The 23,116-nt window shown below is 61.1% G+C and carries 20 protein-coding genes; 10 read left to right on the forward strand and 10 right to left on the reverse strand.

Going from position 1 to position 23,116, the window contains the following annotated elements; genetic code table 11:
- Positions 1-134: 134 nt before the first annotated feature.
- On the forward strand, positions 135-1,019 hold the full coding sequence (locus AC22G6_RS16835) for a Dyp-type peroxidase (protein ID WP_487367724.1): 885 nt from the start codon (positions 135-137) through the stop codon (positions 1,017-1,019).
- Between the two features lie 50 nt (positions 1,020-1,069).
- Here AC22G6_RS16835 and katG read toward each other — a convergent pair whose 3' ends face one another.
- On the reverse strand, positions 1,070-3,280 hold the full coding sequence (gene katG, locus AC22G6_RS16840) for a catalase/peroxidase HPI (protein ID WP_487367725.1): 2,211 nt from the start codon (positions 3,278-3,280) through the stop codon (positions 1,070-1,072).
- Between the two features lie 112 nt (positions 3,281-3,392).
- Here katG and AC22G6_RS16845 point away from each other — a divergent pair, with 112 nt between their 5' ends.
- The 6 genes from AC22G6_RS16845 (at position 3,393) to AC22G6_RS16870 (ending at position 9,286) form a co-directional block, all read left to right on the forward strand.
- Positions 3,393-3,617 (forward strand): hypothetical protein, encoded by a 225-nt coding sequence (locus AC22G6_RS16845; RefSeq protein ID WP_487367726.1) that lies wholly within the window; start codon positions 3,393-3,395, stop codon positions 3,615-3,617.
- Positions 3,618-3,691: 74 nt separating this feature from the next.
- Positions 3,692-4,678 (forward strand): zinc-dependent alcohol dehydrogenase family protein, encoded by a 987-nt coding sequence (locus AC22G6_RS16850; protein WP_487367727.1) that lies wholly within the window; start codon positions 3,692-3,694, stop codon positions 4,676-4,678.
- A gap of 218 nt (positions 4,679-4,896) precedes the next feature.
- Positions 4,897-5,784: a LysR family transcriptional regulator gene (locus tag AC22G6_RS16855; protein ID WP_487367728.1), complete on the forward strand. Its 888-nt coding sequence runs from the start codon at positions 4,897-4,899 to the stop codon at positions 5,782-5,784.
- A gap of 248 nt (positions 5,785-6,032) precedes the next feature.
- Positions 6,033-7,271 carry a CaiB/BaiF CoA transferase family protein gene (locus AC22G6_RS16860; protein ID WP_487367729.1) on the forward strand — a complete coding sequence of 413 codons (1,239 nt, stop codon included), beginning with the start codon at positions 6,033-6,035 and terminating at the stop codon, positions 7,269-7,271.
- A gap of 12 nt (positions 7,272-7,283) precedes the next feature.
- On the forward strand, positions 7,284-8,219 hold the full coding sequence (locus AC22G6_RS16865; RefSeq protein ID WP_487367730.1) for a hydroxymethylglutaryl-CoA lyase: 936 nt from the start codon (positions 7,284-7,286) through the stop codon (positions 8,217-8,219).
- A 44-nt stretch (positions 8,220-8,263) separates the two neighbouring features.
- Positions 8,264-9,286, forward strand: a complete 1,023-nt coding sequence (locus tag AC22G6_RS16870) for a TRAP transporter substrate-binding protein (RefSeq protein WP_487367731.1) — start codon at positions 8,264-8,266, stop codon at positions 9,284-9,286.
- Positions 9,287-9,456: 170 nt separating this feature from the next.
- On the opposite strand, the gene AC22G6_RS16875 is transcribed toward AC22G6_RS16870, so the two are convergent.
- The 3 genes from AC22G6_RS16875 to AC22G6_RS16885 all read right to left on the reverse strand — a co-directional run bounded on the left by AC22G6_RS16875 (position 9,457) and on the right by AC22G6_RS16885 (position 12,742).
- On the reverse strand, positions 9,457-10,488 hold the full coding sequence (locus AC22G6_RS16875; RefSeq protein WP_487367732.1) for a GGDEF domain-containing protein: 1,032 nt from the start codon (positions 10,486-10,488) through the stop codon (positions 9,457-9,459).
- Positions 10,489-10,559: 71 nt separating this feature from the next.
- Complete coding sequence (locus AC22G6_RS16880; RefSeq protein WP_487367733.1) at positions 10,560-11,048, reverse strand: 5-carboxymethyl-2-hydroxymuconate Delta-isomerase; 489 nt, start codon at positions 11,046-11,048, stop codon at positions 10,560-10,562.
- A 146-nt stretch (positions 11,049-11,194) separates the two neighbouring features.
- Positions 11,195-12,742, reverse strand: a complete 1,548-nt coding sequence (locus AC22G6_RS16885; RefSeq protein WP_487367734.1) for a GGDEF domain-containing protein — start codon at positions 12,740-12,742, stop codon at positions 11,195-11,197.
- A 1,402-nt stretch (positions 12,743-14,144) separates the two neighbouring features.
- On the opposite strand from AC22G6_RS16885, the gene AC22G6_RS16890 reads away from it, so the two are divergent.
- The 3 genes from AC22G6_RS16890 to AC22G6_RS16900 all read left to right on the forward strand — a co-directional run bounded on the left by AC22G6_RS16890 (position 14,145) and on the right by AC22G6_RS16900 (position 17,080).
- Positions 14,145-14,726, forward strand: coding sequence for a hypothetical protein (locus tag AC22G6_RS16890; protein WP_487367735.1), 582 nt, complete (start codon positions 14,145-14,147; stop codon positions 14,724-14,726).
- A gap of 101 nt (positions 14,727-14,827) precedes the next feature.
- A complete protein-coding gene (locus AC22G6_RS16895; protein ID WP_487367736.1) occupies positions 14,828-16,462 on the forward strand; it encodes a TIGR04141 family sporadically distributed protein in 1,635 nt (544 codons plus the stop codon).
- Between the two features lie 72 nt (positions 16,463-16,534).
- Positions 16,535-17,080 carry an AbiU2 domain-containing protein gene (locus tag AC22G6_RS16900; RefSeq protein WP_487367737.1) on the forward strand — a complete coding sequence of 182 codons (546 nt, stop codon included), beginning with the start codon at positions 16,535-16,537 and terminating at the stop codon, positions 17,078-17,080.
- A 192-nt stretch (positions 17,081-17,272) separates the two neighbouring features.
- Here the strand turns inward: AC22G6_RS16900 and AC22G6_RS16905 are convergent, their stop codons facing one another.
- The 6 genes from AC22G6_RS16905 to AC22G6_RS16930 form a co-directional block, all read right to left on the reverse strand.
- Positions 17,273-17,608: a 5-carboxymethyl-2-hydroxymuconate Delta-isomerase gene (locus tag AC22G6_RS16905; protein WP_487367738.1), complete on the reverse strand. Its 336-nt coding sequence runs from the start codon at positions 17,606-17,608 to the stop codon at positions 17,273-17,275.
- Between the two features lie 78 nt (positions 17,609-17,686).
- Positions 17,687-18,547, reverse strand: coding sequence for a MurR/RpiR family transcriptional regulator (locus tag AC22G6_RS16910; RefSeq protein WP_487367739.1), 861 nt, complete (start codon positions 18,545-18,547; stop codon positions 17,687-17,689).
- Between the two features lie 77 nt (positions 18,548-18,624).
- A complete protein-coding gene (locus tag AC22G6_RS16915; protein ID WP_487367740.1) occupies positions 18,625-19,572 on the reverse strand; it encodes an N-carbamoyl-D-amino-acid hydrolase in 948 nt (315 codons plus the stop codon).
- Positions 19,569-20,825 carry a Zn-dependent hydrolase gene (locus AC22G6_RS16920; protein WP_487367741.1) on the reverse strand — a complete coding sequence of 419 codons (1,257 nt, stop codon included), beginning with the start codon at positions 20,823-20,825 and terminating at the stop codon, positions 19,569-19,571. The genes AC22G6_RS16915 and AC22G6_RS16920 overlap by 4 nt, the downstream gene beginning before the upstream one ends.
- A complete protein-coding gene (locus tag AC22G6_RS16925; protein WP_487367742.1) occupies positions 20,822-22,078 on the reverse strand; it encodes a diaminopropionate ammonia-lyase in 1,257 nt (418 codons plus the stop codon). Before AC22G6_RS16925 ends, AC22G6_RS16920 begins: the two co-directional genes overlap by 4 nt.
- 8 nt (positions 22,079-22,086) lie before the next feature.
- On the reverse strand, positions 22,087-23,112 hold the full coding sequence (locus AC22G6_RS16930; RefSeq protein ID WP_487367743.1) for a TRAP transporter substrate-binding protein: 1,026 nt from the start codon (positions 23,110-23,112) through the stop codon (positions 22,087-22,089).
- Between the last annotated feature and the right edge of the window lie 4 nt (positions 23,113-23,116).

Here is a 23,116-nt window from a genome sequence, read left to right on the forward strand (position 1 = left end):
CAGGAAGGCGGGAGTTTGCCCTCGAACCCGGATGCCGAGCAATTTCGAGGCCTGTTGCGGCGTTTCGTCCTTGTCCGTGCTTGCACCGGGTGGCGTGCGACGTAGAATCACCCTTTTATCTGACAGGATATGCGATGAGCCAATTCCAGAAAGGCATCCTCGCCCCGCTGCCGGCGCAGGCGCGCCATCTCTTCTTCGCCATCGAGTCGACCGAGGCACTGCCGGCTGCGCTCGATGCGCTCGCGTCCCTGGTCGACGGCGAGTCGACGGTAGCGGGTTTCGGCGAGTCGGTGCGTCATGCGCTGTCGGGTTCGCTGGACGGGCTGCGGGTGTTCCCGCCGATTTCGGGCGTCGGTGTCGACGTACCGTCGACCCAGCATGCCCTGTGGTGCTGGCTGCGCGGCGAGGATCGCGGTGAGCTGCTGCACCGGGCACGCGCGATCGAGGCTGCAGTGGCTCCGGCGCTGGTGCTGGTGCAGGCGACCGACACCTTCTGCTATGACAACGGTCGCGACCTGACCGGCTACGAAGACGGCACCGAGAACCCCGAAGGCGACGACGCGCTGGCCGCAGCTTTTGTCGCAGAGGGCGCAGGACCGGGTGCGGCAGGTGGCAGCTATGTTGCGGTTCAGCACTGGCGGCACGCGCTCGACGCCTTCGCGGCCATGCCTGCAGCGGAGCAGGACAACGTGATCGGGCGGCGCAGGAGCGACAACGAGGAACTCGACGATGCGCCGTCGTCCGCGCACGTGAAGCGCACGGCGCAGGAGAGCTTCGAGCCCGAAGCCTTCGTGCTGCGGCGCTCGATGCCGTGGGTGGAGGGGCGTGAGGCGGGGCTGCTGTTCGTTGCCTTCGGCCATTCGCTCGACGCCTTTGAGGCGCAGTTGCGACGCATGGCGGGGCTGGACGATGGCATCACCGATGCGCTGTTCCGTTTCAGCCAGCCGACGACGGGTGGCTATTACTGGTGCCCGCCGATGTGCGACGGGCAGATGGATCTTCGGGTGCTGACGGGCTGAAACGAGTTCGGCGCAAGCCCGTGGGCCTGCGCCGAATTCGCTACTGGACCTTACTTCAGGTCGAAGCGGTCGAGGTTCATGACCTTGGTCCAGGCTGCCGCAAAGTCGCGTACGAACTTCTCCTTCGCGTCTTCCTGCGCATAGACCTCGGCCAGCGCACGCAGCTGCGAGTTGGAGCCGAAGATCAGATCCACGCGCGTGCCGGTCCATTTGACCGCGCCCGTCTTGCGGTCGCGTCCCTCGAACTTCTCCCCGCTCTCGGAGGTCGGCTTCCAGGTCGTAGCCATGTCGAGCAGATTGACGAAGAAGTCATTGCTCAGGGTCTGGGTACGCTGGGTGAACACGCCGTCCTTCGAGCCGCCGGTGTTGGCGCCAAGCACGCGCAGGCCACCGACCAGCACCGTCATTTCGGGCGCGCTCAGCTTCAGCAGCTGCGCCTTGTCCACCAGCATGGCCTCGGGCGGCACGGTGTAGTTCGCCTTCCGGTAGTTGCGGAAACCATCGGCCTCCGGCTCCATCACCGAGAACGATTCCACGTCAGTCTGCGCTTGCGACGCATCGGTACGGCCCGGCGTGAAGGGCAGGTCCACCGCATGACCACCTGCCTTGGCGGCGGCCTCGACAGCGGCGTTACCGGCCAGCACGATCAGGTCGGCCAGCGACACTTTCTTGCCACCGCTCTGCGCGGCGTTGAAAGCCTGCTGGATGCCTTCGAGCGTCGACAACACCTTGGCCAGCTGGGCGGGCTGATTGACTTCCCAGTCCTTCTGCGGCGCAAGCCGGATGCGCGCACCGTTGGCACCGCCGCGCATGTCCGAGCCACGGAAGCTCGAGGCCGAAGCCCATGCGGTGGACACCAGCTCGGCAACCGACAGGCCGGATGCCAGCACCTTGGCCTTGAGTTCGGCGACGTCGTTGGCGTCGATCAGCGGGTGGTCGACCGCGGGGACCGGGTCCTGCCAGATCAGGTCTTCAGCCGGGACTTCCGGGCCCAGGTAACGCGCCTTCGGCCCCATGTCACGGTGAGTGAGCTTGAACCAGGCACGCGCAAACGCATCGGCAAAGGCCTGCGGATCCTTGTGGAAGCGACGCGCAATCGGTTCGTAGATCGGATCAAAGCGCATCGACAGGTCGGCCGTGGTCATCATCGGCGGGTGCTTCTTCGACGGGTCGTGGGCGTCGGGAATCATGTGCTCCGGCTTCACGTCCTTTGCCACCCACTGGTGGGCGCCGGCCGGGCTCTTGGTGAGCTCCCATTCGTAGCCGAACAGCATGTCGAAGTAACCGTTGTCCCACGTCGTCGGGTTGGGCTTCCACGCACCTTCGATGCCGCTGGTGGTGGTGTCGCCACCCTTGCCGGAGCCAAAGCTGTTGATCCAGCCCAGACCCTGTTCTTCGATGGGCGCACCTTCCGGCTCAGGGCCGACGAGGGCGGGGTCTCCCGCACCGTGCGCCTTGCCGAAGGTGTGGCCGCCTGCGGTGAGCGCGACCGTTTCTTCATCGTTCATCGCCATGCGGGCGAAGGTCTCACGCACGTCACGGCCGGATGCTACTGGGTCGGGATTGCCGTCCGGGCCTTCCGGGTTCACATAGATCAGGCCCATCTGCACTGCGGCGAGCGGGTTTTCCAGTTCGCGGTCGCCCGAATAGCGGCTGTTGGGCTTGTCGCTGGTGGCCAGCCATTCCGCTTCGGCACCCCAGTAGATGTCCTCTTCGGGCTGGAAGATGTCGGCGCGGCCGCCAGCAAAACCAAAGGTCTTGAAGCCCATGGATTCCATTGCGCAGTTGCCGGCCAGAACCATCAGGTCGGCCCACGAGATTTTGTTGCCGTACTTCTGCTTGATTGGCCACAGCAGGCGGCGCGCCTTGTCCAGGTTGCCGTTGTCAGGCCAGCTGTTGACCGGCGCAAAGCGCTGGTTGCCGGTACCCGCGCCACCACGGCCGTCCGCCGTACGGTAGGTGCCGGCGCTGTGCCAGGCCATGCGGATGAACAGGCCGCCGTAGTGACCCCAGTCAGCGGGCCACCAGTCCTGCGAAGTCGTCATCAGCGCGACGAGATCCTTCTTCAGCGCAGCGAGGTCGAGCTTCTTGAATTCTTCAGCGTAGTCGAAGTCCTCGCCCAGCGGGCTGGACGCCGGCGCATGCTGGTGCAGGATGTTCAGGTTCAGCTGATGCGGCCACCAGTCACGGTTGGAACGCGTTCCAGCCGCAGCGCTCGCGGCATGATGTCCTGCGAAGGGGCACTTGCTTTCGTTACTCATGGTTGTCTCCCGTTGTTACTGTTGATCGAGGTAAGCGGTACGCCATGTGGTCACAATAGCTGTGCGATATGACTACTTCTAACGAATTAAATTCATCGGCTGCATAGTTACGTTGTATTGGCGCATCGCAGCATTAATTAACCCCGGCTATCGCCAGATTTCTCTCGACGTTGACGCCGTTTACCGTGGACGGCGCTGCGGCGCAGCAGATGAGGATCAAAAGGGTCAGAGTCGTTTGATCGATGCCTTGGCCGCGATCCACCTGATCGCACCGGCTTCGGGAGCCGCAGAGAACGCATCTGATTATATGGATTTGTCGAATACTGAACTCATTTAGTGGGGCTTTTACATCGTCTCATCGAAAGATATCTTGCATGCACTAGCTAATCACACAGCCTCAGGAGAGTTTCGATGAAAGCGATGGTCCTCAATGAATATGGCGCCAGTTCCGAATTCCAGGTCGCAGACCTGCCCAAGCCCGCCGTAAAGGCAGGTCATGTGGTCGTGCGTGTTGCCGCCACCAGCGTGAACACGGTCGATACCATGATCCGCCAGATGGGCAAGGATCTGCCGCTCTCGCCGGACCTGCCCGCCGTGCTCGGGATGGACTTCGCCGGCACCGTCGAGGCGGTGGGCGAGGGCGTAACCGGCTTCGTGCCGGGCGACGAGGTGTACGGCTGCGCCGGCGGGCTCGCCGATCTGCAGGGTGCGCTTGCCGAATACATGCTGGCCGACGCCAGGCTGATCGCCCACAAGCCGAAGAGCATTTCGATGCGCGAAGCGGCCGCACTGCCGCTGGTCGGCATCACCGCCTACGAAGGCCTGCAGCGGGCTGGCGCCCAGGCCGGGCAGAAGGTGCTGGTTCATGGCGGCACGGGTGGTGTCGGACACCTTGCGGTGCAGCTGGCCAGGCACCTTGGCGCAGACGTCTATGCCACCTGCGGCGGTCAGAAGCAGGCCGAGATCATTGAAGGCTATGGCGCGACCGCCATTGACTACAAGACCGAGAAAGTTGCCGACTACGTCGCAAAACATACCGCCGGTGCAGGCTTCGACGTGGTCTTCGATACCGTTGGCGGTGCCAACATGAGCAACTCCTTCGAGGCCGCCGCCCTGAATGGACAGGTCTCCACTACCGTATCCCTGCTGGAGCTTGACCTCTCGCCCGCGCACTTCAAGGGCCTGTCGCTGCACGTCGTGTTCATGCTCATCCCGATGCTGTACACGCACAAGCGCGAGCAGCACGGCGCCATCCTGGCCAAGCTGGCCGAGATCGTCGACGCGGGCGCACTCAAGCCCTTGCTGGACCAAACCCGCTTTGGCCTCGATGAAGTCGGCAAGGCACACGCCCGTCTGAGCAGCGGACAGGCGATTGGCAAGGTGGTGGTTGAAGTCTGAGTGCCACTGAACCACCCCGTCGAATGACGGGGTGCCCCCACCTGGCAGCTAGCGGTGGGGTGCGGGAAACCAGCGCCTCCGCTGACACAGGGAGGTCGCCAATACCGTGGTTTGCTTGAAGAACCCGGGTCAAGGCTTCTGCCATGGCCCGGGTTCCGCCATCTGAAGGGCGAGCCACTAGAATGGGCCATTCAGATTACGAATTTTCAGGATCCTCGATGCGCCTCGACCCGGTTTCACTCAAGCTCTTCGTCAGCATCGTCGAAACCGGCACCATCTCCGCAGCAGCCGAGCGCGAGCATGTGGCCGCGTCTGCGGTGAGCCGGCGTATCAGCGATCTTGAGACGGCGCTCAAGACGACACTGCTGCGACGGACCAACAAAGGGGTGGAGCCGACTGCCGCCGGACTCGCGCTGCTGAACCTGGCGCGTGGCGTACTCCACAGCCTTGACGAGATCGCGGCGCAGATGGCCGAGTACTCGACAGGGGTGCGCGGCCAGGTGCGCGTTGCAGCGAACCTGTCTGCGATCACGCAGTTCCTGCCCAGCGAAATCAAGCAGTTCCTCGGGCTGCATCCCCAGGTCCAGATTCACCTTGAAGAGCTGATCAGCACAATGGTCACCAAGGCGGTGGCCGAGAATCAGGCCGATATCGGCATCTTCGCCCACGTGCCGTTCGGGCAGGAGGTCGAGACCTACCGCTACCGCAAGGATCACCTTGTCCTGATCACGCCGCGTGACCACCCGCTGGCAGCGCGCGGGCAAGTGAGTTTTGCCGAGGCGCTGGACTATGAGTTCGTCGGCCTGCATGTCGGCAGTGCGATCAACCTGCAGCTGGTCAAGGCCGCGACCGACCTCGAGCGCACGGTACGCATGCGCATTCAGGTAACAAGCTACGAGGCGCTGTGCCTGATGGTTGAAACCGGTCTCGGCATCGGCGTCCTCCCTGAAGCCGTCGCGCGGCGCTACCTCGGCACCCTGGAAATCGCACAGCTGCGTCTGGACGAACCGTGGGCCGAGCGCGAGCTCAAACTGTGCGTTCGTTCCCGCGCCGCACTCCCGGTGGCGGCGCGGCTGTTGCTGGATCACCTGCGTCAAGACGACTGAGATCGGGCCGGCCCCCTTGCCCTGGATCGCCACTGCGCCCGAATCCTTTATCCGGTGGTTCAGCTATCGCGTTACGGCAATTGTGCGGTGCAATATCGTTAGATTTCGGCTTGCCATCTCAAACCGCGATGGCAAGCTCGCGAAATGTCGATTTTCACACCGCCTTGTCTTCGTCATTATCGCGTCCCGAAACGGACAGCTCGCGTACGACTGTCCGACCTCAACAGATGCGAAAGGACCGATGCGTGATGGCGAGCCCAAACTCCAATGAGCAGGCTGACAGTTCCACCAAGGATCAACCGCAGCCGCTCGCTGGCGTCAGGGTCCTCGAGCTTGGCACGCTGATCGCCGGCCCCTATGCAGCGAGCCTGCTCGCGCAGTTCGGCGCCGAGGTCATCAAGGTCGAGTCGCCCGGCGGCGGCGACCCGCTGCGCAGCTGGCGCAAGCTGCACAAGGGGACGTCCTACTGGTGGTACTCGCAGAGCCGCAACAAGAAGTCGGTCACGCTGAACCTGAAGTCGCCGCGTGCGCAGGAGATCGTCAGGGATCTGGTCAGGAACACCGACATCGTCATCGAGAACTTCCGCCCCGGTGCGCTTGAAGCCTGGGGGCTCGGCTGGGATGCACTGTCGAAGATCAACCCGAAACTCGTGATGGTGCGCGTCTCCGGCTACGGCCAGACGGGCCCGTACAAGGATCGTCCCGGCTTTGCCGCAATCGCCGAGTCGATGGGCGGGCTGCGCAACCTCGCGGGCTATCCGGACCGTCCGCCGGTTCGCGTCGGCGTGAGCCTGGGCGACACCCTCGCATCGCTCTACGGCACCATCGGCGCCATGCTCGCGCTGCATCACATCAACGTGAACAAGGGCGAGGGCCAGTACATCGATGTTGCGCTGTACGAAGCGGTGTTCGGCATCATGGAGAGCCTGATCCCCGAATACGCCGCCCTCGGCCATATCCGCGAACGCACCGGCGCGAGCCTGCCCGGCATTTCGCCGTCGAGCACCTACATCTGCAAGGACGGGCGCTACGTCATCATCGCTGGTAACAGCGACAGCATCTTCCGCCGCCTGATGGTCGCGATCGGGCGCAGCGATCTGGCCGAGGACAAGGAACTGGCCCGCAACGACGGCCGGGTCAGGCACAACGGCATGCTCGACGCCGCGATCACCGCCTGGACTTCGCAGCGTGAGCTGGAGGAGGTGCTCGGCGCACTCGAGGCCGCCGAGGTGCCGAGCGGTCGCATCTACACCGCCGCCGATATCCACGAAGACCCGCACTACGCCGCGCGCGAAATGATCGGCCGTTACGAGATGCCGGACGGCGAGCCGATCGAGCTGCCGGGCATCGTGCCCAAGCTGTCGGCAACGCCAGGCAAGACGCGCTGGCTCGGCCCCGCACTTGGCGAACACACCGCCGAAGTGCTCGCAGGCCTGGGCATCGACACTACCGAGTTGGCGGCGCTGCAAGCCGACGGCGTGATCTGAAGGAGTTCCACCATGCTGTTCGAACATGCGCCCCGGCGCGTCTGCCTCAATGAAGTCTCCGTGCGTGATGGTTTCCAGAGCGAAGCGGTTTTCGTCCCGACCGAAGACAAGATCCGTCTGATCGATGCGCTCTCCGCCACGGGCCTGGCCCGGATCGAGGTCACGTCCTTCGTGTCGCCGAAAGCGATTCCGAACCTGCGCGACGCGGCCGAGGTGATGCAGGGCATCACCCGCGTGCTCGGCGTCATCTATACCGCGCTGGTCCCGAACGAGAAGGGTGCCGAGCGCGCACTCGCCTGTGCTGCCGACGAGATCAACCTGGTGATGTCGATCGGTGAGCGGCACAACCTCGCGAACATGCGCATGCGCTGCGATCAGTCGCTCGCGCAGTTCCGCAACATCATGAAGCTGGTGGCCGCTTCGCCTGTGCGCGTGAATGGCACAATTGCGACGGCCTTCGGCTGCCCCTTCGACGGCGAGCAGCCGCTCGATCGCGTGCTGTGGGCGGCCGGCGAATATCTTGCGATGGGCATGCACAGCCTGACGCTGGCCGACACCACCGGCATGGGACACCCGCAGCAGGTGGCAGACTTCTGCCGCGCCGTGCGCACCGCTTTTCCGGGCGTCCCTGTCACCGCGCATTTCCACAACACGCGCGGCATGGGTCTCGCGAACGTGCTTGCTGCGGTCGATGCAGGTGTCGACAGCATCGACGCCTCGCTCGGCGGCATCGGGGGCTGCCCCTATGCTCCGGGCGCCACCGGCAACATCTGCACCGAGGACACGGTGCACATGCTCGAGGCCTGCGGCATCGACACGGGTGTGGACCTCGATGCGCTGCTCGACCTTGCCCGCGAACTGCCCACGCTGCTTGGCCACCCGGTACCCGGGCAGGTGCTGCAGGCAGGCAAGCGCACACAACGTCAGGCTTGCCCCGAAGCGGCCTGAGAACCTTTCACGTACCCGCAACAACACTCATCTCGGAGGAGACTATGAAAAAAACGAACCAACTGCTTGCCGCCCTGATCGCCTCGACCGGCATCCTTTTCGGCGCGTCGGCCCAGGCTCAGAACGCTGCGCCCATCGTCATCAAGTTCAGCCACGTCGTGGCCGCCGAGACGCCCAAGGGCAAGGCTGCCGAGATGTTCAGAAAGCTCGCGGAAGAGCGCACCAACGGTCGCGTCAAGGTTGAGGTCTATCCGAACAGCGTGCTCTACAAGGACAAGGAAGAGCTCGAGGCGCTGCAGCTGGGCGCGGTGCAGATGCTTGCGCCGTCCACCGCCAAGTTCGGCCCGCTCGGGTTCAGGGAGTTCGACGCCTTCGCGCTGCCCTTCATCTTCGACAACTACGACGATGTGCGCAAGGTGCTGCAGGGCCCGATCGGCGGTGGGCTGCTGAAGAAGCTGGAAACACGTGGACTGGCCGGCCTCGCATTCTGGGACAGCGGCTTCAAGCAATTCACCGGCAACCGGGCGATGCACAAGCCGGAAGACCTCAAGGGCATGAAGATTCGCATCCAGTCGTCCAAGGTCATCGAAGAGCAGATGCGGTCTCTCGGTGTGCTGCCGCAGGTGATGGCCTTCTCCGAGCTGTATACCGCGCTGCAGACGGGCGTTATCGACGGTGACGAGCAATCGACTCCGAACATCTGGACGCAGAAGTTCTATGAAGTCGAAAAGCACATGACGGTCAGCAACCACGGCTACACGGGCTACGCGGTAGTGACCAACAAGAAGTTCTGGGACGAGCTGCCGCCTGAGATCCGCACTGAACTCGAAGGCGCAATGAAGGACGCGACCGCATTCGCCAACGACGTCGCACGCAAGGACAACGAAGCAGCTCTCGAGATGATCAAGAGCAGCGGACGGATGGCGGTGTTCACGCCGACCCCGCAGGAGCGCAACGAGTGGAAGCGCGCGATGGTGAAGGTGCACGCCACGATGGCACCTCGCGTTGGCCAGGAATTCCTCGAATCGATCTATCGTGAGACGGGTTTCGAAGTCGCCAAGAAGTGAAGGACGGGTGTCAGCGCATGGTGCTCACGATGTGCTGACACATGCGCCCATGCCGGCAGCAGATCAAAGGGGTCAGAGTCGTTTGATCCTCGCGACCGGAATGAGTGATCTTGGCGCTGAAAGTCTTGGCCCGAATCTTTGATCGCCTGCACGATGCCGTCGATGTTGCCTCAGTCCATGACCGGCCCGTCGGCGGCGCACATGCAATTGCGCCCGGCTTGTTTGGCGCGGTACAGCGCCCGGTCGGCTCGCTCCACCAGATACTCGGGTGGGTTGTGCCGGGAAGGCGTCAGGCTGGCCACGCCAAGGCTGGCGGTGACGATGCCTGCGGGTACGCCGGCATGTGGCAGTGCCAATGAACGGATTTCATCCAGCAGATGGGTGGCGAACTTCACTGCGTCATCTTCGCCAGTCTCGGGTAATAGCACCACGAACTCTTCGCCGCCGAAACGTGCCACCAGGTCTCCCGCGCGGCGTCCCGACCGCGCCAGCAACCTGGCCAGCGCCTGCAGGCACGCGTCGCCTGCGAGGTGTCCATTTGTGTCGTTGAAATGCTTGAACAGATCGACGTCGAGCATGATCAGCGACAGCGGCGCGCCGGAGCGCTGCCCGCGGTCCCATTCCCGGGAAAGCGCCTGATCGAAGCTCCGGCGGTTGGCGACGCCGGTCAGGCCGTCGGTGTTGCTCAAAGCCTCAAGCTTTCTGTTTGCTTCCGCCAGGGCGTGAGTGCGCGTTTCGATCAGCGCTTCGAGTTCGCGATTGCGCTCACGCAGGTTAACCATCGGGTAGATTTCATCGTCCCCGGCGAGACCGAATGGAATTGAGATGCCGCTGTGTGCAATTTTCCAGGCATCGCCTTCGAGGCGGAAGACCAGCACCAGGCGCGCTGTTTCTCGCGCCAGAATGTTTTCCGGAAAGGGAAGGTGGATGTGAAAGAAAGCGGTCACCGCGACCACATCGTCGGCCAGATCCTGAAGCGCCAGATCCAGCATTTCGATGTGGAGGCGCTCGGGCACCTGTGCGAAATCCAGCTTGGTGATGCGAATCCACTCAGCCCTGTCGGTGACCAGAAGATCGCTGCTGCCTGCGTAGCCACTGAAATTTTCGCTGAAGCTCGCTATCAGGCGCTCGTCGCGCGAGGCATACATCTCGATGTAGTCCTCGAACAGGGACTGGATCAGGCGCTGGCGTTCAGGTGGCATGGGTCCGGCCATCTTGACGGGATCAAAGGGGTCAGAGTCGTTTGATCGGTGGCGTTGGCAGCGGCTTTCATCTATACGATCACTTTGCCGTAGCTAGCTCGTTCCATTTCCACAACTTCGGCTGTGATCGAGGTGTTGCTGAAGCCAAGTGCGCGCAATTGCGCGACAACGGTACTGGACAGATGTGATCGCTGTTCGGGTGTCCGCCCGGACAGGATTTTCAGCGTAACGTGAATGAAAGCGGATTTCCGCGGACCTGTCAGATAGCTGCTGAAGCTCAGTGCCCGCACCTTTATGTCATTGCCATCCGTGCCAAAAAGACCGGACTGCAGGGCTGCAGTGAATACCTCGCTCACCAGCTGGTCACTATCAAAGTCTGTCGAGTGCTCGATGATGCAATGTGGCATATTGTGTTCCCTGGATGAAACGTCCCTGGCCTGAGGAATGCGGGGAGCGCCCTGGCTCAAACGCTCAGTAGTCAAACCGCGACCGCGCAATCCGCATCGCGTCGCCCCCGATACGATAGACGATACCGCAGTACCAATGGGGGCGGACAGCATGGATGCCGTCTTCAGCTGGCGCAGGGGCCGTCCCTCATTGGTGGGGGCGCGGTCAGCCGGCGCTCCTCGCTACCCGTTTTTCCTCGAACGAAGGCGTCTGAGCCCTTTGATCCTGCGTGCGCGGTTCTTCTGGGAGGAGGCGTGCCTCAGCTCCTTGCGTGACTGATGATGCGGTTGCGGCCGCTGTTCTTTGCATCGTAGAGCGCACGGTCGGCGGTTCGGATCAGGGCTTCGGTGGTCGTGCCGCCTCCGTGCGCGATGCTGATGCCGATGCTCAGGGTGATCTTCAGCGTTGTGCCGTCGACCAGAAAGGGAAACTGCTCGACGCTGCTGCGGATGCGCTCGGCGACAGCCCAGGCGGTGTCGTGCCCTGCGGCGGGCAGGATGACGGTGAATTCCTCCCCGCCGTAGCGTGCGACGAGGTCTTGCGGACGCACGCAGTCACGTATCAGGCGGGCCACGGACTGCAGCACGTGGTCGCCGCTGCGGTGGCCGTAAGTGTCGTTGACCCGCTTGAAGAAATCGATGTCGATCATCAGCAGTCCGGATGTGCTGTCATCGTGGCGGATGCGCTGCAATTCATTGTGCAGGGCCCGCATGAAGACATCCTGCCGCAGCAGGCCGGTCAGCGCATCGCGCTCTGCGCGCTCCAAATAGTCATCGCGCTCTTGCCGGGTTTCGTTCAGGCGGAGATAGACATGGGTGATGACCCGGTCGGCAATCAGCAGCGTGCCCAGCCCGATCAGCAGGCCCGCCCCCACCAGGAGTGCAATCGCGCGGCCGTATCGGTCTTCGCTTGCAGAAACATCCATCACCAGCAGCATCCGTCCCACACTGCGTCCGGACGCGTCGCTCAGTGGCGTGGCCTCCACGACCAGGCTGCGTGCGGCCACCCGCGCACGTGTTACTTCGGTGGAAGAGGTCGCAGCCAGCAGCAGGCTGTGTGGAATATCGGTACGGTCGGAGCCCTCGGGACGCCCCACCACCAAGTGGTCGGGAAAACGGTCCCAGTCGTGGTTGCGCCCGATCATGCGCATGCCGGCCTCCCAGCGCTCGCGCTGGACATATTTCTTTTCGATCAGTGAATAGAGCCTTACGCCGGTCAGCGAATGCAATTGCTCCAGTGTGCGGTCAATCTCGATTCCGAGTTCGATGTAGCCAATCCGCTGGCCGGTGGCGTCAGTCCAGGGATGGACCACGCGCAGCGTAAAGATGCCCATCGGCCCCAGCTCCAGGCCAGCGCTCGGTTTGCCCGTGCGCTCGGCCTCGCTGAGCGTGTAGCGGTTGATCTCGTCACCGCGGCGTTCCGGAGCCTGCACGCGAAGGAACATGCGGCGATCCGGCGCAATGAAGTAGAAATGGGTGATGTTGTGCCTGGCGCGCAGGACGTCGTAATAGGGCTGTGCCACCGCGAGCAGTCCGTTAAAATCACGGCGGACGAAGGCCTGCTGCAAGTTGGCATTTCGCGTGAGCACTTCGAGCAGGCCGCTAAGCTTGTCGGAGTCCCGGTCGATTGCAAGTTTCAGGGCGGACTTGACGCCTTCAACCGCAATCGCACGCTGTTCGTCGATCGCCCCGCGTTCGCGCAAGAACTCTGCCACGCCGACCACCAGCAGCAAGGTCAGCAAGCCTGCGGCAAGAGGCAGCAGCAGCGCCCGCTTGTAATCGGCAAGAGAGTTCAGCTTTGTGACCATGTCGGGTCGTGATCCTTGCCCGGAAACGCCCTGTAAACAGGAACAGTCGTGATACTGAAAGGGGCTCTGCATCGTCGCTATCTTTCGGGGCGATGTAAATTGGACGAAAGCCATAGAGCGCGCAGCCGCAACCTCTCAGACCATCTGCTTTCATGCCGTTGCTCCGCCGCACGCGGGCAATTTCCCCTTCAAGGAAGAATCAAAAGGGTCAGAGAATCAAAAGGGTCAGAGTCGTTTGATCCTTTCACGGATGCGCAAATGCCAAGATGCTCCGACCGCTCTGGCTTTTCCTGCGGCTTCAAACGACTCTGACCCCTTTGAAAAGCGGGCTGCCTTCGGGTGGTCCGTTTTGCTTTAGGCATAGCGCTTGCAGCGGTGATGTGCTGACGGCATGTAAGGTAGTACTTGCCTCGCATTATTGCCATGTGCTATTTCATAGCCTGAACCCATTGAACGCGCGTTGGCTGATCGCGAGCAAGCACGGGACGAACTTCCGGAGAGCAGATTGGCGAACGAGAGAGCGCTTGCGATAGGTCTGACACTGCTGATTGCAGCGGGGGCTGGTGTGTTCCTGTGGTGGGATGCGAACAAACAGCCCGTGGCGACGATTGCTCCGCATGTTCAGCCAGCACAGCCACCCGCACGCCCATTCGCACAGACTCCAGCACCGCCCCCGAAAGCAACCCGTCCCGCACCAGAGGCCAACGCGCTATTCCGTTGCGAACACCGTGGCACCGTCACCTATCAGTCCAGCCCCTGCCCATCGGGCGCCCGCCAGGCCCAAGTCGACCGCGGCACCATGAGCGTCGTCAGCCCACCGCCCATTGCGAGGTCAGCCCCTGCACCAGCACCACTGGCGCAGGCTGAAGGTGGCAGGGTTGGATTCGTTTCGCGCACACCGAGTCTTGGTAGCGGGAATGTTGTGCTGTGCGCTGGCTTGGAGAAGGAGGTTGCGCGGATAGATGCTGCAGCACGCAGGGGACTCAGTGCGCAGCAGCAGGAGCGGCTGAAGACGCGGAGAAAGGAAGTTAAGGATGAGATGTGGGGGCTGAAATGTGGGTTTTGAGGGGACTTTGCATTCTCAACCGAATCCGAACCTTGCATGCAAACACGAGCCCAAAAAGCATATTGAGGATCATATTGATAGCTGAAATGTTTATGGCGACTGCGTGTTCGAAACTTGTCGAGAAAGTGAATGAACTGTCACGAGGGAGTTGGCGCCTCTCAAGGATCCGCGCGTGGTTTGTCAGGCTGTTTATAAATGTTAATAAACATGGCTTGTCATGAAAAATAAATTACATCAGATGCTTACGGCTGCGGTTCGGGCCAGATGTACCGCAACGCAGCAGATGAGTCCGCAGATTTGCGGTCTGCAACACGTTAGGCCGCACAGGAACGCTCTATGAGTACCACGCTCACAAATACAGACTGGCTCACTCTCGCGCTCGTACTCATAACGGCTTTCTACGCTTGGGCAACCTTCAAGATCCTGCGCGCCAATCAAGCGGTCGTGTCTGCAATGAAGGAGCAAACCGAAGCGCAGCTTCGTCCATACATCGTGACAGCGGCATTCGCACGAACTGGAACAACGTTGCTGCTCTTAGAGGTACAAAACACGGGCAAGTCGCCCGCCGAGAAGTTACGACTCACGCTCGACAAGGATTTCTACCAACATGCCGAGAAGCATGAGAACCAGAATCTCGCGAAACTTCCAGCCTTCACACAAACCATTGAATGCTTAGCTCCAGGCGTGAAGCTTCAGTTTGTTCTGGGTGTCGGGCACAAGGTTCTCGGCGAAGGAGTCGAGGACTCATGCCCCAAAGTGTTCGCAGTGCAGGCTTCCTACTCCTTCTCTGGAGCAACCTATGCAGAGGCCACGACGGTTGATCTTCGCCCGCTCATGCACAGCGCCGTGACCCATGATCCAGTCGCAGAAGAAGTGGAGAGGCTTCGCCAGTCTTTGGAAAAGCTGCTGAAGAGGTGAACGGTGCGGCCTAACCCTTCCATCGATAGGGACGTCCAAGGGCTATCGCCCTCGGCCGCCCCTCATGTCAAACGTTATGCATCAGCAAGGATTTGATTTCAGTGGAAGATAAAAAGCCATACTTATATTTGAACGCATTCTTGGCCAAAGATGAGCATGCTTCGCTGAATACAGCAGACTACCTAAAGCAAGCGTCTCAAGTTAATGCTTATGAACTTGATAGAAAACATGAGCTTGAAGGAAGTCTATTCGTAAAAGTACCTGCAGAGAAAAAGCCAAAATGGAGTGGTTTTACGGAGAGTATTGCAGGCGTTTCACTAGATGAGCTTGCTAATCGTTCCAGCTCAGCAGTTCTTATTATAAAAACATCCACAGCTACAGTGGCTTTTACCTTCGGCTATGGTCGATTCCTGATAGATACGAAATATTTCGTGCATGATTTTGGGATAAAAACAGCGCTTAACACACTTAATCATGACAGTTTGCGAAGCGTTGACCTTTTCACGCTAGAGGAACAGGCAGTCCAGAAAAAGTCGCAAGCTTCTAGAGAGTCTTCTGTCGGTGTATTTGGTATTGACATTTCGAGGGATGTTCTCAGAGCTGTCACTGGCTCACCTAAAGATGGAGTGAACTTGAAGAACATCTCCGGCGGGGATGCTGTTTATTCATTTGGCGTAGAAATGGATGTGAATGAAATATCCAAGCTAGTTGATTTGCTCTCTGGATACTATGAAAATGATTCATATAAAAGCAACTTCTCTTGGGTCGATAATATTAGGAAGGTCAAAGAGAAATCCGAAATTGATCGGTTAGACTCTAAGTTAATCGACAAGATCAAAGCAAAGAGCACCGAGATAACCATAACTATTCCCGAGGTTATTCAATGGGACAGCATTTATGGTTTCAGCTTCAGTCGTACTAAGAGCGTCATAAAGCCAACAATTGATCCGAAAGAGTATCTCGACAACATAGATGCAGTGACAATTTCGGTTGACTCAATCAAACGTGACAGAGTATTTGTTTATGATGTTCATGAAAATGAGTATGAGCATCAAATATATAAGAGCATCTATTTCGAACATAAGGAAGCAGATAAATCCTACATATTTTTTGCGGGATTATGGTATGAAATCGATAATAATTTTGTGGCTAGAGTCGACTCTACGCTGGATCAAATAAATATATCGTCTTTATCTTTTCCTAGGGTTTATGTATGGGACGAAGTCAAAGACGGAAAAGAAAAATCAAAGATTGAATCAGAGGGTGATTACAACGAGCGCGCTTCGATTAGTCATGGCTATCATTTGCTTGATAAGAAATTGATAAAGAGCAATAGAACCACTACGCCTATCGAGCTATGTGATTTAATGACAGATAACAAGAAATTTATTCATGTTAAACATAGGAAAGGCGGATCAGCTGGTTTAAGTCACCTTTTCGCACAAGGCAGTGTCTCAGCTGAGATTCTAATCGGCGACAAAGAGTTCAGGAAAAAAGCAAGAACTGTTTTAAGGCGAGTGAGTAGCGGCTTGCAGGATAGTGTCCCTCTTGATAGCTTTAAAAGCGATGGTGTTGAAGTTGTTTTTTTGATTCTGGGAGAGAATTCAGCAAGCTTAAAGAGAAATCTGCCATTCTTTAGTAAAGTTAATCTGTCAAAGGCGTTCGAAAATTTATCGCAAAGAGGCTTTGAAGTAAGCATTGCTGGCGTAGGGACGGAGCCAAAGCCTAATGCATAACAAGGCGCTGCTACGGAAAATTTATTCGCTGGGACTCCTGAATTTCCGCAGAGCGCGCCGTTGAGCACCTCAATGAAACCATCGAAGATACTTGCTGACCTCATAAGCTCGGCAACAGGCGCCAAAGCCCACTACGACGTTTGGTGGGCACAAATGAGTGACGGTAAGCCGCAATACGTTGGTGTCATGAATGAACACAACGACTTCTTCCGTGCATCACAAGACGCCCACTACACGGCTTGCTTCATTTACTTGGCTCACCTATTTGACAAACGTTCCGACTCATCGTCGTTACCAACCTATCTGGCCGCTATACGCGGCTGCACCGACCCGACGAGATTTCAGAATATTGAGTCACGCTTCTCGGAGTTGGCTCGTCGCGCGGCTCCACTCGTTACGGTGCGCCACAAGTTGGTCGCTCATGTTGATGCCGGCCTATCCGATAAGGACGTATTTGGTCCGCTCAAGATCACTTGGAATGAAATTCGAAACATCATCTACGATTCTGCCGCATTCGTTGAAGAACTCGCTGGTGCCCCTAATCAAGGTGCTGTCGGCATTCCTCGCGACGGAAGGCTCGGTGAAGCCACATTGAAGCTGCTTCGTGCCCTCAAATGAGCCGCTGTTGCGCAACCCGGCGCTCAACCTCGCTCCTTTCAGTCGCTGGACGCTGCGCGATAAAGCCGCGCAGCGCCGGTTAGCTCTACGTTAGGTATCTAATCGGAGGCTAAGTGCCAAATCAGACCTGCAAAGACTAGGGATCAAAGGGGGCTGAGTCGATTGATCGGCCTCGCCAGCACCAGCTTTCAACTACACGACCACCTTGCAATAGCTACCCCTTTCCATCTCCACAACTTCAGCCGTAATCGAGGTGCCACTGAAGCCAAGCGTGCGTAACCGCGCAACAACAGAACTGACTAAGTGTGATCGCTGCTCAAGGGTCCGCCCGGACAGGATCTTCAGCACAACGTGAATGAAGGCAGATTCTTGTTGCCCAGTCAGATAGCTGCCGAAGCTCAGCGCCCGCACCTTGATGTCTTTGCCCTCCGGATCGAAAAGGCCGGAATTCAGGGCCGCGGTGAAGACCTCACTGACTAGCTGGCCGCTATCGAGGTCCGGCGAGTGCTCGATGATGCACTGTGGCATCTCGTGTTCCTTCAAGCTGACGATCACTGCTGAAACCGCAACCGCGAAATCTGCACTGCATCGTCCTTGATGCGATGGCTACAGCTCTTCCAGCCCCTCATGCAGCCTTTCCGCTGCCCGCAGCCGGTTGCCCGCCTCGACTTCCGGCCGGTTTGCCAGTGCTGATACGAGCAGGTTGAGTACGCTCATTGCCGCGGCGTAGGAGTCGAATCGGCCGGAGCCGCTCGTTTCGCAGGCGATGCGCCAGGTGGCGTCGACTTCTTTTGCCGGTGTTGTTGCGTCCATCAGCACCAGCACCGGCACGCCGGCTTTCTTGGCGTGGCGGGCGATTTCCGCGACCACTGGCACGCGGCGGCGGAAGGCGAGGATGACGAGCATGTCGTCGGGGCCGAAGGCGGCGAGGTCTTCGCCGATGGTCTGGCCGGCCTGGGGGAGCAGGGCGACGTGGTCCTTGAGCAGCACGAGCTGGCGGGCGAAGTATTGCGCCAAGGCGTGGCTGTTGCGGTAGCCGACCACGCCAACGCGGCGGGCGCGGGCGAGGCTGGTGATGGCGGGCTCTACGACGCCGCTGGTGAGCTTCTCGAAGGTGCGGGCAAGGTTCTGCAGGTCACGCCTGAGGTGTTCGCCGAAGGCTTCTTCCGAGGCGGCGGGCAGATCGGATGCGGCTTGCAGGCCGGGCGCACCCCAGCGCTGTGCTTCGCGTGCCTCTCGCCGGGCGGAGGCGAAACCGTCGTAGCCAACACGCTGGATGAAGCGCGTTACCGCGGCCTTGGAGCTGCCGGCGATGGCCGCGAGCTCGGTGGCCGAGTGGGTGGCGAGCAGGGCGGGTTGCGCGGTGAGCAGCTGCGCGAGCTTGTGCTCGGAGTCGGGCAGGGTTTCGCTGAGCGCTTCGATGCGTTCGTCGATCGGCTTGAAGCGTTTGGCGGGCTTGGGCGTCATGCGCGGGGCTGCTCTCGGGCGTGGGTTCTCATGGACGGGGTGTTGCTGCCGGCGCCACCCGCGGCGCCGGCAAGGGCTCAGGCGGGTTCGACTGGGCCCTTTGTTTCGACGATCAGGCGATAGGTTTCCGGTTCGCGATGCAGGCCGAAGTTGAAGACATTGTCCTTGAGCTCGCGACAGCGGTCGAGGTCGCACACCGAGGTCACCAGTTCATCTTCCACCGTGGAGCACATCGCCACCATTTCGCCGGTGGGCGCAATGATGCAGCTTTGGCCGAGCAGATCGCAATCTTCTTCCTTGCCGGCCTTGGCGATGCCGACGATCCACATGCCGTTCTGATAGGCGCCAGCCTGCATGACCAGGTGGTTGTGGAAGCCTTGCAGGTGGTCGTGCTCGGGCACCGGCGGGTAGTGGATGGGGGTGTTGTAGCCGATGAAGGCCATTTCCACGCCCTGCAGGCCAAGCACGCGGTAGGTTTCGGGCCAGCGACGGTCGTTGCACAGCGCCATGCCGAAAATGCCCTTTTCTGCGGCGGCCTGCGCGCGCCAGGCGCCGAAGCCGAGGTTGCCGCGCTCGAAGTAGCGCTTTTCGAGGTGCTGGAAGGCGCGCCAGGGTTCGTTCTCGCGGTGGCCGGGCAGGTGCACCTTGCGGTACTTGCCGACGATGGTGCCGGTCGGGTCGACCAGGATCGAGGTGTTGTAGTGGTGGGTGACGCCGTCTTCCTGCGCCAGTTCGGCGTAGCCGAGGTAGAAGCCGATGCCGAGCTTTTTGGCTTCCTCGAACAGGGGCAGCGTTTCCGGGCCGGGCATCTCGGTTTCGAACCAGGCATCGATCTCGGCCTGGTTCTCGGTGTACCAGCGCGGAAAGAAGGTGGTGAGTGCCAGTTCGGGAAAGGCCACGTAGTGACAGCCACGGGACTTGGCTTCGCGCATCAGGTCGATCATGCGCGCGACGACCTGACGCCGCGACTCTGTGCGGGCGATGGGGCCGAGCTGGGCGGCGCCGACGGTGATCTTGCGGCTCATGCGGGTTCTCCTGCCGGCAGTGTGGCGCCCGAGAGTTCGCACAGAACGGCGAGCAGCACATTGGCTCCGGCTTCGATATGTTGGGGGTGGGTGTATTCGCGGACGTTGTGGCTGATGCCGTCGACGCTGGGCACAAAAATCATGGCCGTCGGGCACACCGGGGCCATCATCTGCGCGTCGTGGCCGGCGCCGCTGGGCATGCGCCGGGTGCTCAGGCCCTGGGCGAGGGCGTGGCGTTCGATGCGGTCGGTCATTTCCGGGGCAAAGGGCACCGGGGCAAAGCGGGCGAGCTTGCGGGTGTTGATGTCCACCTTCTCGGCGTCACGCAGGGCGTCGAGGTGCGCGGCCAGCCGGGATTCGGCGCGTTGCAGCAGGGCTTCGTCGGTGTTGCGCAGGTCGACGGTGAGCACGGCGCGGTTGGGCACCACGTTGACCAGATTGGGGAAGAACTCGATACGGCCGACGGTGGCGACCTGGTCGCCGCCAAACTCCTGCGCCAGTTCGCGCACGAAACTGATGATCGATCCCGCCGCCCAACCCGCGTCGCGACGCAGCGACATTGGCGTGGTGCCGGCGTGGTTGGAGGTGCCGAGAATCTCGATCTCGGTCCAGGAAATGCCCTGCACGGATTCAACGACGCCAATCTCGATGCCTTCGCGGTCGAGTACCGGGCCTTGCTCCACGTGCAGTTCAACAAAGGCGTGCGGTGCGGCGGCCGGTGTCGGTGCGGTGCCGGCATAGCCGATGCGGGCGAGGTTGTCCGCCACGGTGCTGCCGTCGATGCCTTGCGTCTGCAGCGCATCGTCGAGCGCGAGCTCACCGGTGAACACGAGGCTGCCCATCATGTCGGGGGCAAAGCGTGCGCCCTCTTCATTGGTGAAGAAGGCCACCGCGAGCGGGCGTTCGGTCTCGATGCCGGCGTCGTTGAGGCTGGCAATCACTTCCAGCCCGGCGAGCACGCCCAGATTGCCGTCGTAGCGGCCGCCGGTGCGCACGGTGTCGATGTGCGAGCCGGTCATCACCGCAGCGCCCGGCACGCGGCCGGCACGGGTGCCGACCACGTTGCCGATGGCGTCCACCGTCAGGCTGAGCCCGAGTTCGCGCATCCAGTCGCAGACCAGGTCGCGCCCGGCCTTGTCCTCGTCGGACAGGGCCAGACGGGCGCAACCGCCGCCGTCGATGGCGCCGACTTCGGCCAGCTGTGCGATGCGCTGTTGCAGGCGTTCGCCCTTGATGCGCAGGGTGGCGCTCATGATCTTGCTCCAGACTGTCCTTCCACCGCCTCGGCGCTGCGCCCCACGAGCTTGGTGTACAACTCGGGGTCGGTGGCGCCTTCGCTGCCGAAGAGCAGCACCCGGCTGTCCGGGCCGAGGCCAAGGGTGGCTGCCATCTGCGGACGGGAGCACGCCATCAGCAGCGCGGCAAGCCCGGCAACGGCGGATTCGCCGGCGGCGAGCGGCTGGTCGCCGAAGGGCGCATCGGCCAGCAGGCGCATGGCGGTGACGGCCGCTGCGTCGGGGATGGTGAGGAAGTCGCTGGTGCCGGCCTCGAGCACTTCCCACGCGATCAGTGATACCTCACCGCAGGCCAGGCCCGCCATCAGGGTGTCGAGATCGCCGTGGACGGCGGTCGGGGCGCCGGCCAGCGCCGATGCGTAAAGGCAGGCGGCGCGATCGGGTTCGACCACGATGAAGCGGCCGCGCTTGTCGCCGAGGCGCTCCCACATCTGCGCGCACACGGCTGCAGCCAGTCCGCCAACGCCGCCTTGGATGAGGACGTGGGTGGGGGGCTGGTCTTCCGGCCACTGGCGCAGCGCTTCTTCCACCATGACCGAATAGCCCTGCATGACGTCGCGCGGCACATCGGTATAGCCGGGGTAGGAGGTGTCGGAGACGATGAAGCGTCCGTGCGCCTTGGCGTCGACGTCAGCGGTGCGCACGGCGTCGTCGTAGTTGCCGGTGGTGCGGATTACCTCGGCGCCATAGCGGGCGATCGCTTCGCGGCGAGCTTCGGACACGGTGGCGTGAATGTAGATCACGCACTTGCAGCCGAAGGTCTGTGCCCCCCAGGCCACCGAGCGGCCGTGGTTGCCGTCGGTGGCGCAGGTGACGGTTATGCCGGAAACGATGTCGGCAAATTTGTCGTCGATCAGGTCGCGGCTGCTGGCGTCCTGCCCGGTACGGCGCAGGATCTCCTTTTTCAGCAGGCGCAGCACGGCGTAGGCGCCGCCCAGGGCCTTGAAGCTGCCGAGGCCGAAACGGCTGGACTCGTGCTTGTAGTGGATGGCATCCACGCCGGCGGCGCGGGCCATGCCGGCAAGGTTCACCAGCGGCGTCGGCGCGTAGCCGGGCCACTCGCTGATCTCGGTCATGGCTTCGGCGTGTGCGGCCAGGCTGAGGATGGGCTTGAGCCGATCCGGGTAGGGGCCTGCTGCCGGCCCTGCCACGCCGGCGCAATGCGCCAGCGGCAGGACGGCCAGCTGACCGGGAAGGTCTAGCGTGGACATGGACATGCTCACTTGGAGGCGGCCTCGACAGCCTGTTGCAGGGCGCCCAGCATCTCTTCGCCTTCCTTGCCGAAGGTATCGACGATGTAGGCCTTCACGGCCGGCTGAGCAGCGTCACGGAAAGCGGCCTTCTCCTTGGCGGTCAGCGTGGTCACGGTCATGGTCTTGGCCAGTTCCGGCAGACCCTTGGACGAAGCTTCGATGATGCGGCTGATGCCACGGTTGGCAACGATGGCGCTCTTGGCGGCGTTCTTCACCACCACCTGCTCTTCAGGCGTCAGGCTGTCGAAGAACTTGCGGTTGATCACCCACACATACGGTGCGAACAGGTGGTCGGTCAGGGTGATGTGCTTCTGCACTTCGTTGAACTTGGCCATGGCCACGATGGGGATCGGGTTCATCTGGCCGTCGGCAACGCCGGTCTGCAGTGCGGTGTAGACCTCGGCCCATGCGATGGCCGCCGGCTGACCGCCGAGGCTGCTGATCACGCGCTTGTGCGATTCCAGCGTCTGGGTGCGGATCTTCAGGCCCTTCATGTCGTCCGGGGTCTTGATCGCTTTCTTGGAGTTGGTGATGGCAAAGAAGCCGCCCGAGTCACCGAAGCCGAGCACTTCCATGCCGGTCTTCTTCTCGATGTCGTCGCCCAGCTTCTTGCCGAAGGGGCCGTCGAACACGGTGTAGGTGGTGGAGATGTCGGGGAAGACGAAGGGCATGTCGAGCACGCCGATCATCGGGTAGGTGCTGGCAAAGCCACCCACCGAGAACACGCCCGACTGCACCAGCCCGGCCTTGACCTGAGACAGCACCTCGTTGTCCTTGCCGAGCTGGCCGCTGGGGAAGGTCTGCACCTTCACCGAGCCACCCGTGCCGGCTTCAACCAGGTTCTTGAACACGGTGACAAGTGCACCGGTGGTGCTCTCGAACGGATCATCGACGTTGAGGTGGTGCAGTTTCAGCACTTTTTCAGCGTGCGCCGGAGCAACGGCAAAGACCATGGTGGTGGCGACGGCGGTAAGCAGGGTCTTGAGCTTCATGGAT

It is taken from the genome of Parazoarcus sp. PS-13 R2A, from assembly GCF_057621855.1.